This window comes from Campylobacter concisus (assembly GCF_002913745.1).
Classification (GTDB): domain Bacteria; phylum Campylobacterota; class Campylobacteria; order Campylobacterales; family Campylobacteraceae; genus Campylobacter_A; species Campylobacter_A concisus_R.
The window spans coordinates 78,960-91,776 of the sequence record NZ_PPCG01000073.1 but is presented as its reverse complement, the minus strand read 5'-3'; the positions used below and the strand labels follow the sequence as shown (position 1 = coordinate 91,776).

Sequence of the window (12,817 nt, the reverse complement as noted above, 5' to 3'; positions counted from 1 at the left end):
TGCTTTGTTAAATTTGCGTTTCGCTTTCATTATCAAAGATTAAATTTAACAAAAGGATATCCGTGAATAGATCAAAATTTATCGCCATTTGCCTTAGCGCTTGTGTGGCAAATTCTCTCTATGCAGTAGAGAAAGAGAACAACGAAACTAAGCTAGATGGCGTCGTAGTAAGTGCGAGTGGCTTTTCGCAGCAGATCAAAGAAGCCCCCCGCAAGCATCAGTGTGATAAGTGGCGATGAGCTTACAAAAGATAGCTTTACCTCACTTCACTCAATCGCGCAAAAAGTGCCAGGCGTAAATGTCGTCGGTGGCGAGGACGGGGCAGCTAGTGGCATCTCGATACGCGGCATGGAGAAGTCTCAAACGCTAGTTTTGATTGATGGCAAAAGAGTAAATTCAAGTAGTGCAAACCCAAAGGGCGGAGCAGGGGATATGAACTCAAATTCCATCCCGCCAGCTGAGGCGATCGAGCGTATAGAGGTCATCCGTGGCCCTATGAGCTCACTTTATGGTAGCGACGCGGTTGGAGGCGTTATAAATATCATTACTAAAAAAGACTTTTCAAAATTTAGCGGCAACGTCGGCATCTCAACCACGATAAACACTCACAAAGGCATAGGAGACGGCAGGCAAGGCGACTTTTATCTAAATTTACCTCTTTATAAAGAGCTTTTTGCGCTTCAGCTTTGGGGCTATAAAAAGCTAAGAGATGAGGATAGTTACGTTGGTGGCTACCAAAAGAGTGATAAGAGAAATTTAAGCGCAAAGCTTTGGATGACGCCAGATGAGCACAATAAATTTTTCATCCTTGGTTCAAACGAAAGGCATGACTATTCGCGCACCCTTGGCAAGTCAGCCGATCCAAATCCAAGAATGAACGTCTTAAACGCTTATGACTACGAGAAAAAGAGCTATGGCGTGGGTTATCTTGGCGAATTTGATAGCCTAAATGCTGATCTTAGCTACATCTATGATGAGACACAAAGAAGTAGCCTTTTTGACAAATTTATACCAGCAAAAGTTAAAAATCACAACTTTAACTCCAAATTTACAACATTTTTTGGCGCACATGCACTAACTTTTGGTTATGACTTTCATAAGCAAAATGTAAATACAACCTTCATCGTCTCAAATGCCTCAAAAAACGGCCTTGAAAGCCCAAAAAGCTACTCTATGAGTGAGCATGCTGGATTTATCGAAGATGAGTGGCAAATTTTAGATGAGAAGCTCTTTTTAACGCTTGGCTCAAGGCTCACGCACAACGAATTCTTTGGCAACCACCTCTCGCCAAGAGCCTACCTAGTCTATAACGCCACAGACACGCTAAGCCTCAAAGGTGGCGTCGCGACTGGCTATAAAACACCAGATGTCAATCAAATTTCACCTGAAGTAGGCACTATCCAGGGTAGCTGGAGCATAGTTGATTTTGGTAATAAAGACCTAAAACCAGAAAAGAGCACGACTTATGAGGTTGGGGCGTATTATGACAATCAGGCTGATTTTAGAGGCTCGGTAACGCTTTTTAGAAATGAATTTAAGGATAAAATCCTAGACACCGACAGAAGCAATGTGAATAACATACCAGCCTTTGGCGCTTGCCCAGCAATGACAAGGGTAAAAACAGTGGGTTGCCCTGGCTGGGGAACTTACTTTAACATTGAGGGTGCGACCGTTTGGGGCGTGGAGCTAAGTGGCGACTATGACATCCTTTCAAATCTAAATTTAAGCTCAAACTACACCTATAATAAGTCAAAGATAAAAACTGGCAACCCAACGATAAACACGCCAAGGGGCGCTATGAAATTTAGCGAGACAAATCTTGCCAGACTTGACGCAAAAAGCCTTACCGCAACGCCAGAGCACGCACTTCACGCCACGCTTACATATAAGCCTGTAAAAAGCGTTAAAACATTTTTTAGTGCAAACTACGAGAGCAAGCTAACAAGCGTACAATTTGGCCCTGGTAACAGAGTAAGAGAAAATGAGAAAAATTTACTTACATTTGATACAGGCGTGAGCTGGGAGGCAAATGATCACCTAACGCTTAGTCTAAATGCCTATAACATCTTTGATAAAGTAAGATACGATGAGGCGCTAGCAGACGACGGCAACTATTACTGGTATCCGCAAGAGGGCAGGAGATTTTGGTTTAAGGTCGCTGCAAAATGGTAAGAACCTTTAAATTTTTGCTTTTTACACTTGGTGTGATGCAGACTTTGCACGCAGGACCTAGCCAAACGCCTGAGCCACTTAGCCAAAAAGCTGCTAGTAAATTTGAAATTTCAACCTTTAAAATGAGTGCAAATGATGAAATTTATAAAATTTTCACAGCCAAGCTAAAGGGGCAAGATAAGTTTAAAAATGTGCTTTTCTTGCTTGACGCAAACGCCCAGTTTAACATGCTCTTAAATGAATTTGATGGCAAGGCTGCCCCACTAATAATAGGCATAGGATATGACAGCGACAAAAGCTACGAGGTAGAAAAACGCACAAGAGATCTCACGCCAAAGGCAGAGGGCGAGGAGTTTAGCAAAGGTGGTGGGGCAGATGCGTTTTACCACTTTTTAACTAAAAATTTAGTGCCACTAATCGATGAGAAATTTAACGTGCAAAGCAGCCAAAAAAGCCTTTATGGACACTCTTTTGGTGGGCTTTTTACGCTCTATGCCTTGCTTAAAAATGATGGCGTATTTTCAAATTTCTTTATCGCTTCGCCATCTCTTTGGTGGGGTGAATCTGAAATTTTAAAGCAAAATGTGAGTGAGGGTAAATTTAAAGAGAAACTAAAGGCAAAATTTGTCTTTCTTAGCGTTGGCGAGCTTGAAAAGAGAAAGGGCAAGACAGACAAAGCTGGCATTTTAAAGGCGAGTGATCTAGCCCAAATTTTAAAGCAAAGTGGCGTAAATTCTCACTTTGAGCTTTTTAAAAATGAAACCCATGGCAGCGTTATACCTCTAAATTTAAAAGAGCTTTTAAAATATCTAAAGGATTAAAAATTTAAGGCTATTTTTGTTAAAATCCGCCGCATGAGAGTAGATAAATTTTTAAACGTAGTAAATATCACAAAAAGGCGTGCCGTTAGCGAAGATATGTGCAAAAGCGGCGTTGTGAGCATCAACGGCGTGCAGGCAAAAGCGGCAAAAGATGTTAAGGTTGGTGATGTGGTTAGCATCAAATTTCTAACGCGCGAGGCGAGATACGAGGTGCTAGCGATCCCAACTACAAAAAGCATACCAAAAAGCGCTCAAAGTGAATATGTAAAAGAGCTTTGATGGTTTTTGAGCTTTTAGAAAATGAGCTTGATCGGCTTGTGCGGGTGCTGCCAAAAAGTGGCGTGGTGCTACTAAGCGGCGATCTAGCAAGTGGCAAAACGACGCTTGTAAAGGCGATCATCAAGGCTCATGGCATAGAAGAGAGCGTGACGTCGCCAACATTTTCTTTGATGCAAATTTATGGTAAAGATATCTACCACTACGACATTTACCAGATCGGATTTGACGGGATGGCAAAAAATGGCCTTTTTGAAAATTTATTTGAAGAGGGGCTTCATCTAGTAGAGTGGGGCGATGAAAATTTAGAAAAAGCTCTAAAGAAAAACGGCGAGAGCTATACATTAGTAAAAATTTCTCCTAGCAAAAATGGCAGAAAATACGAGGTTATAAGTGCATAAACTAGAAGTAAAAGATCTAAAAAAGACGATTAAAAAAAGTGAGATCATAAAAGGCATATCTTTAGAGGTAAATAGTGGCGAAGTGGTGGGGCTTCTTGGGCCAAATGGCGCTGGAAAGACGACCACTTTTTATATGATCTGCGGGCTCATCTTGCCAACTAGCGGAGATGTCTTTTTAAATGACGAAAAGATCACAAACGTCCCACTTCACAAAAGAGCGCACCTTGGTATTGGCTATTTGCCGCAAGAATCAAGCATATTTAAAGAGCTAAGCGTTGAAGAAAATTTGCTCCTTGGGGCTGAAATTTTAAATCAAAGCAAAGAAGAGATCTCTAAAAGAGTAAATGAGATGCTAAATATGCTAAATATCGAGCCTATCCGCCTAAGAAAGGGTGTTAGCCTAAGTGGTGGCGAGCGCAGACGCTGTGAGATCGCAAGAAGTCTCATCATAAAGCCAAAATTTTTGCTGCTTGATGAGCCATTTGCAGGCGTCGATCCTATCGCAGTTAGCGACATCCAAAGTATCGTTAGAGACCTTAAAAAGCTAGGTATCGGTGTTTTGATAACTGACCACAACGTCCGTGAGACACTAGCCATTTGCGACAGAGCCTATGTCATCAAAGATGGCTCACTACTAGCAAGCGGCAGTGCGAGCGAAGTGGCAAACAACAAGCTCGTTAGAACGCACTATCTTGGCGAAGAATTTAAGCTGCTTGAGTAGATGATGCTAAGGCAAAAGCAAACTTTAGCGCCAAAGATCAAACTAAACCAAACGCTAAGAAGCTGGCTTCCTATCCTTCAAAGCGGGCTTGATGAGCTAAAAGAGACGCTTGAGCCTTTCATAAAAGAGAACCCATTTGCTACGATCGAACATAAAAATTTAGAAAAAAGCGAAAAAAAGCGAAATTTTTTCGAGCAGGTTAGCAAAAACTCGGTCAGCGAGAGTATCGAAGCTTTAAGCATCTATAAAGAAAGCCTCTATGAAAAGCTCGTTAGCCAGATAAATCCACCACTTTTCCCCACGCAAAAGTCCCAAGATATCGCATATAAGATCATCGAGTGCTTGGATGATGAGGGCTATTTTTCTTATGATGATGAAATTTTTGCGGGTTTTAATGAGAATGAGGTGGAGCGAGTTAGAGCGAGATTTGCCTACCTTGAGCCCTGTGGCGTGGGCGCAAAGGATGTGAAAGAGAGCTTTTTGTTTCAGCTTGGCGAGACAGAGGCAAGTGAAGAGATCATAGAGTGCGCAAAAAAGATCATCTTAAATTTTGAAAATATAGAGAAGCTTAGAAAACTTAAATTTTACGACGATGCGCTAAAGATCATAAAGAAATTTAAAAATCCCCCAGCTATTGAGTATCTTGAAGATGAAAAAGAGGCGGTGCCTGATATCTTCGTGCTAAGCACAAGTAGCGGCATAAGCGTGCAGATAAATGACGAGTACTATCCTGAAATTTCTATCGACACCGAGGGACTAGACGAGAAAGAGACTTTTGTAAGCTCGCGCATAAAAGAGGCAAGCGAGCTCATAGACGCCCTTGAGATGAGAAAGGCGACGCTTTATAAGATAGGGCTCATGATAGTTGAGTATCAGTATGACTATTTTTTGGGTGGCGACATAAAGCCTATGAAGCTAAAAGACCTAGCTGACGAGCTTGGACGCAACCCTTCAACCATCTCAAGAGCGATCGCGAACAAATATCTAAGCTGTTCAAGAGGCACGGTTGCACTTAAAAATTTCTTCGCAACTGGCTTTGACGAGGAGACTTCAAACGCCGCGATAAAGGAATTTTTACTAGAGCTTATAAAAAACGAAGATCATAAAAAACCACTTTCTGATCTAAAAATCCAAGAGCTTATCCAAGCTAAATTTAACATCCAAATCGTTCGCCGAACTATCACCAAATACCGCAAAATCCTAAACATCGGCAGCTCAAGCCAGCGAAAAAAGATCTATCAGATAAACGGCTAGCTACCACTCATTTATGGCAAAAAGCGTGGCTTTTCGCATCTGCGTAAAAAGCTCACTGCTAAGCTCATCATACTCTTTGCCTCGTCTTTTATGCTGCGCCAATCCTGCTGCGTCGTCGTTCCAAGAGCCCATGCCACCAAAGACATCTGCCGCGCTTGCCGCAGTAAAAAGAGCTAAATTTAGCTTTGGCATAAGTGGCGCATTTAGGACATTTTGCTCTATCTTTTCTGGCTCATTTAGCGCTTTTAGCCCTTTTCTAAAGCAGTCACCAAAGTTCTCACACTCTATCTCATCTGCAAATTTAGTGGTCTTAGTTAGGATATCTTTAAACTCCAAAGTGTTATCGCTAAATTTTTGAATTTCTGGTGTGCCATCTAGGCTAAATTCTTTATAGACTATGTCCCAGCCCTTTTTATCTTCTTCAAAGCTCCAGTGCGGTACGAAGTAGCTCATCTTGTCTTTATAAATGCAAAGAATTGACTTGTGGCTTACATTTGAAAAGCCTTGCAGCGAGCGCTCCTCTGATGAGATAGCCAAATTTGTAGCAAATCTCACATCGCTTAGCCCAAGCTTTTTGGCATGCTTAAACCACTCATTTATGCTAGTTTGCTCTCTTTTTTCTTGCTCATCCTCCAAAATATAGTCAAAAACTAGGCTTTTTATATATTTTTCGCCTTTGTAGCCTAACTCTAAATTTGACCTTAGAGCTTGCTTTATGGAGGCTACGATAATGCAAGCGTTAAAAACTTCACCATTCATTTTTGCTCCTTTTTTGAGATATTTTATTAAAAGAAGCATAAATTTATCTCTTTAAGGATTGCAAGCGAAAACTTCAGCTTTTTATAGTAAAATAGCCAAAAATTTCAAAGAGGCAAAATGGATTTTAATGAGATTGAAAAGCTGATAAATACGCTTAAGAAAAACTTGGAAGTTATCGAAAACAACGGCGTTGTCGAGCCAGAAACAAAGATCGATGCGCTCACTTTTAATAAAAATGTCGAAGAGATCAAAAAAAGACTTTACAGCACAACAGACGAGGGCAGTTTTTTTAAAAATGTCTTTAACACTGAAGATTACTACGAAAACATTAGCTCATACCTCGAGCAGACAAACAAAAGCCTATATTACAAGATAGAAAAGGCTGGCGTGAGCCTAAGGACTAATCAAAACCTGCAAGAGAGCCTGACAAACATCTCAAACATCATGCAAATTTTAGTCGCTGAGTATCAGATACAAAATAAAAAAAAGAAAAAGAGTATCTTCTCAAGAAGTGGCGATACAGCGATGATAAGAGGGCTACTTGCCGAGTTAATGGAGCTGCAAAATAGGATGAATAAAATTTTACATCTCGACTCTCAAATCGTCTCAAACGTAGTTTTGGAAAATTTTAAAACTATCTACACATTTTTTTACAACTGCATAAGAGTGGCCAAACAAAGGGGCGATGAGCTACTTTTGGTTGAGATCGCTGGCATCACAGATAGGATCATCGAGATGATAAGACCAGTGCTTTCAGGCAAAAGCCTAAAGACAAATGAGCTTATCTATCACTACCTCATTTACGAGCTACGAGAGCTAAAAGCCTACGCTATAGGCGAGGATCTAGCTTAAAATTTTATCCACTATCTCTTTTGCCCCATTTGGCAAAAGGATATCTTTTAGAGCTTTGCTGCTTTTGCTTAGATCAAAACTCTCGATCATTTTTATGACTTCATCTTTGTCTAAATTTTCGCCATTTTGCAGGCAAATTTCAGCTATGCCTTTATCTTTTAGAAATTTAGCGTTGTAAAACTGGTGATTGCCAGCGGCATAAGGAAATGGCACAAAGATAGATGGCAAGGCGTTTGCGCAAAGCTCCCAAAGCGAGCTAGCTCCAGCTCTTGATATGGCAAGATCAGCCTCGCTCATCTTCTTTTCTATCTCTTTGCTAAAGTCAAAAATTTCTAAATTTGCCTCGCTAAAGTCAAGCTCATAATATCTTTTTTTAAGCTCATCAAGGGTGTTTTTGCCGCATTGATGAATGATTTTTATACCTTTTTCTTTAAGATATGGGGCTAAATTTATAGCTAGCTCATTTATAGCTTTTGCACCTTGTGAGCCACCTAAAAATAGTATCGTTTTTAGCTCATTTCTAACTCTTTGGCTTTCAAAAAATTTATTTGCCACTGGGTAAGGGCAGGGCGAGAGCTCATCATAAGAGCTAAAAAAGCCTTTTGCGTATGGCTTTAAAATTTTATTTAGCTTGCCAGTTACGGCATTTTGCTCGTGGATGAAAAGCGGTGTTTTTGAGATGATGGCTGCTATGGCTGCTGGCGCTGCTGAGTAGCCTCCCACGCTGATGACTGCTTTAACGCCATTTTCTTTAAAAATTTGCCTGCATTTTAGAGCTAGGCTTATGATGTTTGTTAGTGATTTTAGCTTGGCAAGGCCTCTTTTATTTACGACGCCACTGCTTGGTAGAAAAAATTTCTTTGCAAATTTATCATCATTTTCAAACCAAAATTTATCCTGACCGCTAGTTGATCCGATAAAAATAGGCTTTATGCCTCGTCTATTTAGCTCCTCACAAAAGCTTCTAGCAATCGCCAAATGCCCACCAGTGCCGCCACCACAAATAACTATCATAGTTTTGCCTTTTTACTGATCATTAAGACCATGCCGATGCCGATGCATATAGCAAGCACGGAGCTGCCGCCGTAACTAAGAAATGGCACAGCGATACCTTTTATCGGCGTGATCGATGTGATGCCGTAGCTATTCATCAAAAATGAAAACGACAAGATAAGCCCGATACCAAGTGAGAATAGGTGATAGACCTTGTTTTCGCTCCTAGCTGAAATTCTAAATATCCTATAAAGTAGCGTGATAAAGATCGCTGTGATGCATAAAATGCCAAAAACACCGACCTCTTCAGCTATGCCAGCTAGCACGAAGTCTGTATGCACCTCGCTTAAAAAGCCAAGCTTAAATATCCCAGCTCCAAGCCCCTCGCCAAAAAACTCGCCGTGTTTAATTGCATTTAGTGAGTGAGAAATTTGATATGGCTCTGGTGCGTCTGCCACTCTAAGCACGTTTGCCACGCTATCTGGCAAGAAAGAGAGAACCATGTTTTGTATCGTGCCCCACCATGACTTTATACGTAAAATTCTGTGCTCAGAGCTAACGATCGCCACCGTCATGACAAAGGCAGCGCCCAAGATACCGATACCAAAGAGCCTAACGCTAGCCCCTGCAAAAAGCGCCATCGTCACAAAGGTAAGTGCCAAAACTACAACCTGACCAAGGTCGTTTTGCATAACGGCAATAAGAAAGACAATTACAACAAATAGACCAATATAAGGCCAAAGTATCCTGATCTCATCTGCTAAAGTCCTCTTGCCGTCGCTAAATTTTCTAGTAAAACTCCACGCCAAAAAATAGACAAAACCGACTTTGAAAAACTCAACAGGCGCAAGTGAGAAGCCTGGCAGCCTGATCCAGCGTCTAGCACCTCCAGAGTCAGTCACCATCGAAGCTGGCAAGGCGTGCATGAGCCCCATAGCGATACCGCATGAGATAAGCAGTCCAAAACCTATCCAAACGAGCGCTTTGTCGGGATTTAGCCTAGAGAGCCACCACATGAGAAAAATTCCTATGCAGCCGACTGCAAACTGGCGGATAAAAAAGTGAAATTCGTCGTAGTTAAAAAATAAAACTGTAAAAACTGGCAAAGATAGTGAAAAAATGATGCTTATGGCGATCAAAGTCGCACAAAGATAGAAAATAACCTTATCAACTGCCAAATTTAGCTCCAACTTTAAAATGAGCCAAAGTATAATAAAAAACGGCTTACAAAGATATTATTTGCTATAATTGCAGGCTTTAAGGATGGGCATGAAGATAGGTATATTTGACTCGGGGCTTGGCGGACTTAGCGTCTTAAACGAAGCTTTAAGCAAGCTTAGCGAGCATGAATTTTTATATTACGCAGATGTGAAAAATGTCCCATACGGACAAAAGAGCAGAGATGAGATCTTAAAATTTAGCTTTGATGCGGTGAAATTTCTTGTCAAAAATGGCGCAAAAGCTGTCGTAGTAGCTTGCAACACAGCAACAAGTGTAGCGATAAAAGAGCTTAGAGCAAATTTAAGCGTGCCGATCATCGGCATGGAGCCAGCTGTAAAAAAAGCTCACGATCTAAGCCACGATGATGCCCTAAAAACGCTTGTCATCGCCACTCCAGTCACCGTAAATGGCGCAAAACTAAAAGAGCTAATCACAAATTTAAACGCAAAAGATAAAACCGAGCTGTTAGCTATGCCTAGGCTTGTAAATTTTGCTGAAAAAGCTGAGTTTGAGAGTGAAAACGTGAAGTCATATCTAAAAGATGAGCTAGCTAAATTTGATCTAAGTAAATTTGACTTTTTGGTGCTTGGCTGCACGCATTTTAACTATTTTAAAGATAGCTTAAGAGAAATTTTGCCTCCAAATGTAAGCATAATAGACGGCAACGAAGGGACGATAAAGCGCCTTATAAGCGAGCTTAAACTTCAAATTTCAAATATAAAATTGACTCCAAATATAAAATTTTTCTACTCAGGTGACGAGGTTTGCGAGCAAAACGAGCTAGAGAAAATTTCAAGAAATTTAGCTCGCCTAGAAAAAATGAGAGCGATCAGCTAGGCTAAATTTAGCTAAAAATTTGAGCTAAATTTGCAAAATACATTAAATTTTATGTATTTTTATATGTATTATTTCTTTCTTTGCTTCATTATATAGACTGCACTTATTATCGCAACCACTGCCAAAAGAGCGATTGTAATACCTAGAAGCGTCTGTTTGTCAGGATTTGAACCTAGAAAATAGCCAACTCCAAGCAAAACCGCGCACCAAATCCCAGCGCCAAGTGTGGTAAATAGGCAAAATCTAAAAATGTTCATCTTAGCAAGTCCAGCTGGCAGGCTTATATACTGACGAATTCCAGGGATTAGTCGTGAGTTGAAGGTCGAAATTTCGCCGTGTTTATTAAAAAATGCTTCAAATTTATCCATCTTTTCATGAGTGATGCCTACAAATTTGCCGTATTTTAAGACGATCTCGCGTCCAAAAAAGTAGCAAAGATAGTAGTTAAAAATGGCTCCAAGCAAGCTGCCAAGCGTGCCTGAGATAAAAGCAAGCGCTAGGCTCATCTCGCCTTTGTAAGCTAGATATCCAGCTGGTATCATCGCCACTTCGCTTGGAAATGGAAAAAATGAACTCTCCAAAAACATCATCACAAATATGCCAGCATATCCCCAGCTGCTAACGCTTGAGACTATAAAATCAATAATGTTATGTAGCATTTTTACTCCGAAATTTATCTTAAAATGAGGCATTGTAGCAAAGCTTTATTTACTAATAGTAACTAACAAAAGCGATAAATTTTAAAAAGGTTTAAATTTAAAGGCAAAAGTAGGGCGAAAACTCGCCCCGTTTTAAAATGCAGGTATGACCTCGCCTTTGTAGCGAGTGATGATGAAATTTTTAGTATCAGGGCTAAGCACCGCATCGACTAATGCTTTGATCTTAGGATTGTTCTCGTTGCCAGCTCTTGTGACGATGATGTTGGCGTAAGGACTGTTGGCATCTTCAAGTAAAAGTGCGTCTTTTGCCACGCTCATGCCAAGATCAAGGACGAAATTTGTGCTAATAGCAGCGATATCGACATCGTCAAGCGTTCTTGGGATCTGAGCGCCTTCTAGCTCGACAAACTGCAAATTCTTAGGATTTTTAGTTATGTCATTTACAGTTGCAACTTTTACGTTTTTATCGATCTCGATAAGACCAGCTTTTTCTAAAATTCTAAGCGCTCTGTTGCCATTTGATGGGTCGTAAGCGATCGCTACTTTTGCGCCATCTTTTAGATCTTTTATGTTTTTTATCTTTTTAGAGTAAAAGCCAAGTGGCTCGACATGGACATTTGCAACGCTTACAAGATGCAGGCCTCTAGCCTTGTTTTGCTCCTCAAGATATGGCAAATGCTGAAAGAAATTTGCGTCTAAGCTGCCATCTTCTGTGGCGACATTTGGTATCGAATAGTCTGAAATTTCAGAGATAACAAGGTCGTAGCCTTTATCTTTTAGCTTTGGTTTTACAAATTCTAAAATTTCAGCGTGTGGCACTGGTGAGACGCCAACAATGATAGTGTGGTCCTTGTCGGCTGCGTGAAGGCTTAGAGCAACTAAAGATGCGGTTAAAAGTTTGATAAATTTCATTGTTTTTCCTTTTTTTGTTTTGGTAAAGCGACGCTAAAAAGGTAAAAGCTTTTACGTCGCTTTTTTATAAATTTGATTAAAACGCTGGGATGATAGCGCCGTTATATTTTGTCTCGATAAATTTCTTAACTTCTGGTGAGCTGATCGCTTTATCAAGAGCCTTTATTTTAGGGCTGTTCTCGTTGCCAGCTTTTACAACTACGTAATTTACGTATGGGCTATCTTTGCTCTCGATCACAAGCGCGTCTTTTGTTGGATTGAGATTTGCATTTAGCGCGTAGTTTGTGTTGATAACTGCGATAGTAACGTCATCAAGCGTTCTTGGCACTTGAGCAGTCTCGATCTCTTCAAATTTAAGCTTCTTAGGGTTATCAACTATATCAAGCGGAGTTTTTAATGGGTTGTTGTTTAGCTTGATAAGTCCAGCGCTAGCTATGATGTCAAGTGCGCGGCTCTCGTTTGTTGGGTCATTTGGGATAGAGACCACTGCGCCATCTTTTAGCTCTTTGATATCTTTGATCTTTTTAGAATAAACTCCCATTGGCTCTAGGTGCACGCCAACTGTTTTTACAAGGTGAGTGCCCTTGTTTTTGTTAAATTCTTCAAGATATGGGATGTGTTGAAAGAAGTTTGCGTCAAGGTCGCCGTCCTCTGTCGCAAGGTTTGGCGTGGTGTAGTCGTTAAATTCTTTGATCTCAAGTGTGTAGCCATCTTTTGCCAAAATAGGCTTTACAACCTCTAAAATTTCAGCATGTGGGATAGGTGTAGCACCGACGATTATTGTTTTTGACTTGTCAGCAGCATTTGCGCTAACGCTAAGGCCTAGGGCAACTAAAGAGGTAAGAAGTAGTTTTTTCATTTGTTATCCTTTTTTAAAATTTGCCAAGCACCAAAAAAGGATAAATTTAAGCTAGAAGGTTAAATTTCTTTTTAAGCGCT

General features: G+C 40.5%; 15 protein-coding genes. 9 read left to right on the top strand and 6 right to left on the bottom strand.

Annotation, left to right across the window (positions count from 1 at the left end):
• Positions 1-62: 62 nt before the first annotated feature.
• From CYO90_RS10600 to CYO90_RS09170, 7 genes are read left to right on the top strand one after another with little or no spacing between them, the layout of a single operon-like run.
• Positions 63-239: a hypothetical protein gene (locus CYO90_RS10600; protein ID WP_258030711.1), complete on the top strand. Its 177-nt coding sequence runs from the start codon at positions 63-65 to the stop codon at positions 237-239.
• On the top strand, positions 223-2,172 hold the full coding sequence (locus tag CYO90_RS09195) for a TonB-dependent receptor domain-containing protein (RefSeq protein WP_258030710.1): 1,950 nt from the start codon (positions 223-225) through the stop codon (positions 2,170-2,172). Before CYO90_RS10600 ends, CYO90_RS09195 begins: the two co-directional genes overlap by 17 nt.
• Positions 2,166-2,993: an alpha/beta hydrolase gene (locus CYO90_RS09190; protein WP_103579280.1), complete on the top strand. Its 828-nt coding sequence runs from the start codon at positions 2,166-2,168 to the stop codon at positions 2,991-2,993. The genes CYO90_RS09195 and CYO90_RS09190 overlap by 7 nt, the downstream gene beginning before the upstream one ends.
• A 33-nt stretch (positions 2,994-3,026) precedes the next feature.
• A complete protein-coding gene (locus CYO90_RS09185) occupies positions 3,027-3,272 on the top strand; it encodes an RNA-binding S4 domain-containing protein (protein ID WP_072594226.1) in 246 nt (81 codons plus the stop codon).
• Positions 3,272-3,670 carry a tRNA (adenosine(37)-N6)-threonylcarbamoyltransferase complex ATPase subunit type 1 TsaE gene (tsaE, locus tag CYO90_RS09180; RefSeq protein ID WP_103579279.1) on the top strand — a complete coding sequence of 133 codons (399 nt, stop codon included), beginning with the start codon at positions 3,272-3,274 and terminating at the stop codon, positions 3,668-3,670. The genes CYO90_RS09185 and tsaE overlap by 1 nt, the downstream gene beginning before the upstream one ends.
• A complete protein-coding gene (gene lptB / locus CYO90_RS09175) occupies positions 3,663-4,391 on the top strand; it encodes an LPS export ABC transporter ATP-binding protein (RefSeq protein WP_103579278.1) in 729 nt (242 codons plus the stop codon). Before tsaE ends, lptB begins: the two co-directional genes overlap by 8 nt.
• 3 nt (positions 4,392-4,394) lie before the next feature.
• On the top strand, positions 4,395-5,645 hold the full coding sequence (locus CYO90_RS09170) for an RNA polymerase factor sigma-54 (RefSeq protein ID WP_258030717.1): 1,251 nt from the start codon (positions 4,395-4,397) through the stop codon (positions 5,643-5,645).
• Here CYO90_RS09170 and CYO90_RS09165 read toward each other — a convergent pair whose 3' ends face one another.
• The gene (locus tag CYO90_RS09165; protein WP_103579276.1) at positions 5,646-6,404 is read right to left on the bottom strand and encodes a hypothetical protein; all 759 of its coding nucleotides are present in this window, start codon (positions 6,402-6,404) and stop codon (positions 5,646-5,648) included.
• 117 nt (positions 6,405-6,521) lie between these two features.
• On the opposite strand from CYO90_RS09165, the gene CYO90_RS09160 reads away from it, so the two are divergent.
• Positions 6,522-7,256 carry an imidazole glycerol phosphate synthase gene (locus tag CYO90_RS09160; RefSeq protein ID WP_103579275.1) on the top strand — a complete coding sequence of 245 codons (735 nt, stop codon included), beginning with the start codon at positions 6,522-6,524 and terminating at the stop codon, positions 7,254-7,256.
• On the opposite strand, the gene murG is transcribed toward CYO90_RS09160, so the two are convergent.
• Together murG and CYO90_RS09150 are read right to left on the bottom strand one after the other, a co-directional pair.
• Entirely contained in the window at positions 7,248-8,270 is a 1,023-nt protein-coding gene (murG, locus tag CYO90_RS09155; protein ID WP_103579274.1) for an undecaprenyldiphospho-muramoylpentapeptide beta-N-acetylglucosaminyltransferase, read from the bottom strand. The genes CYO90_RS09160 and murG overlap by 9 nt on opposite strands.
• Positions 8,267-9,427 (bottom strand): FtsW/RodA/SpoVE family cell cycle protein, encoded by a 1,161-nt coding sequence (locus CYO90_RS09150; protein ID WP_103579273.1) that lies wholly within the window; start codon positions 9,425-9,427, stop codon positions 8,267-8,269. The genes murG and CYO90_RS09150 overlap by 4 nt, the downstream gene beginning before the upstream one ends.
• Before the next feature lie 91 nt (positions 9,428-9,518).
• Here CYO90_RS09150 and murI point away from each other — a divergent pair, with 91 nt between their 5' ends.
• Positions 9,519-10,307 carry a glutamate racemase gene (murI, locus tag CYO90_RS09145; RefSeq protein WP_103579272.1) on the top strand — a complete coding sequence of 263 codons (789 nt, stop codon included), beginning with the start codon at positions 9,519-9,521 and terminating at the stop codon, positions 10,305-10,307.
• Between the two features lie 68 nt (positions 10,308-10,375).
• On the opposite strand, the gene CYO90_RS09140 is transcribed toward murI, so the two are convergent.
• The 3 genes from CYO90_RS09140 to CYO90_RS09130 form a co-directional block, all read right to left on the bottom strand.
• Positions 10,376-10,966 carry a DedA family protein gene (locus CYO90_RS09140; RefSeq protein WP_103579271.1) on the bottom strand — a complete coding sequence of 197 codons (591 nt, stop codon included), beginning with the start codon at positions 10,964-10,966 and terminating at the stop codon, positions 10,376-10,378.
• A 132-nt stretch (positions 10,967-11,098) separates the two neighbouring features.
• Entirely contained in the window at positions 11,099-11,878 is a 780-nt protein-coding gene (locus CYO90_RS09135) for a MetQ/NlpA family ABC transporter substrate-binding protein (RefSeq protein ID WP_021089150.1), read from the bottom strand.
• 76 nt (positions 11,879-11,954) lie between these two features.
• On the bottom strand, positions 11,955-12,737 hold the full coding sequence (locus CYO90_RS09130) for a MetQ/NlpA family ABC transporter substrate-binding protein (RefSeq protein WP_103579270.1): 783 nt from the start codon (positions 12,735-12,737) through the stop codon (positions 11,955-11,957).
• Positions 12,738-12,817 lie beyond the last annotated feature (80 nt).

Excerpts from the sequence above, each read along its gene's own strand:
- CYO90_RS09185 (WP_072594226.1), top strand. The coding sequence starts at position 3,027 with ATGAGAGTAGATAAATTTTTAAACGTAGTAAATATCACAAAAAGGCGT.
- CYO90_RS09190 (WP_103579280.1), top strand. The coding sequence starts at position 2,166 with ATGGTAAGAACCTTTAAATTTTTGCTTTTTACACTTGGTGTGATGCAG.
- murG (WP_103579274.1), bottom strand. The coding sequence starts at position 8,270 with ATGATAGTTATTTGTGGTGGCGGCACTGGTGGGCATTTGGCGATTGCT.
- tsaE (WP_103579279.1), top strand. The coding sequence starts at position 3,272 with ATGGTTTTTGAGCTTTTAGAAAATGAGCTTGATCGGCTTGTGCGGGTG.
- CYO90_RS09160 (WP_103579275.1), top strand. The coding sequence starts at position 6,522 with ATGGATTTTAATGAGATTGAAAAGCTGATAAATACGCTTAAGAAAAAC.
- murI (WP_103579272.1), top strand. The coding sequence starts at position 9,519 with ATGAAGATAGGTATATTTGACTCGGGGCTTGGCGGACTTAGCGTCTTA.
- CYO90_RS09165 (WP_103579276.1), bottom strand. The coding sequence starts at position 6,404 with ATGAATGGTGAAGTTTTTAACGCTTGCATTATCGTAGCCTCCATAAAG.
- CYO90_RS09140 (WP_103579271.1), bottom strand. The coding sequence starts at position 10,966 with ATGCTACATAACATTATTGATTTTATAGTCTCAAGCGTTAGCAGCTGG.
- CYO90_RS09170 (WP_258030717.1), top strand. The coding sequence starts at position 4,395 with ATGCTAAGGCAAAAGCAAACTTTAGCGCCAAAGATCAAACTAAACCAA.
- CYO90_RS09135 (WP_021089150.1), bottom strand. The coding sequence starts at position 11,878 with ATGAAATTTATCAAACTTTTAACCGCATCTTTAGTTGCTCTAAGCCTT.
- CYO90_RS09130 (WP_103579270.1), bottom strand. The coding sequence starts at position 12,737 with ATGAAAAAACTACTTCTTACCTCTTTAGTTGCCCTAGGCCTTAGCGTT.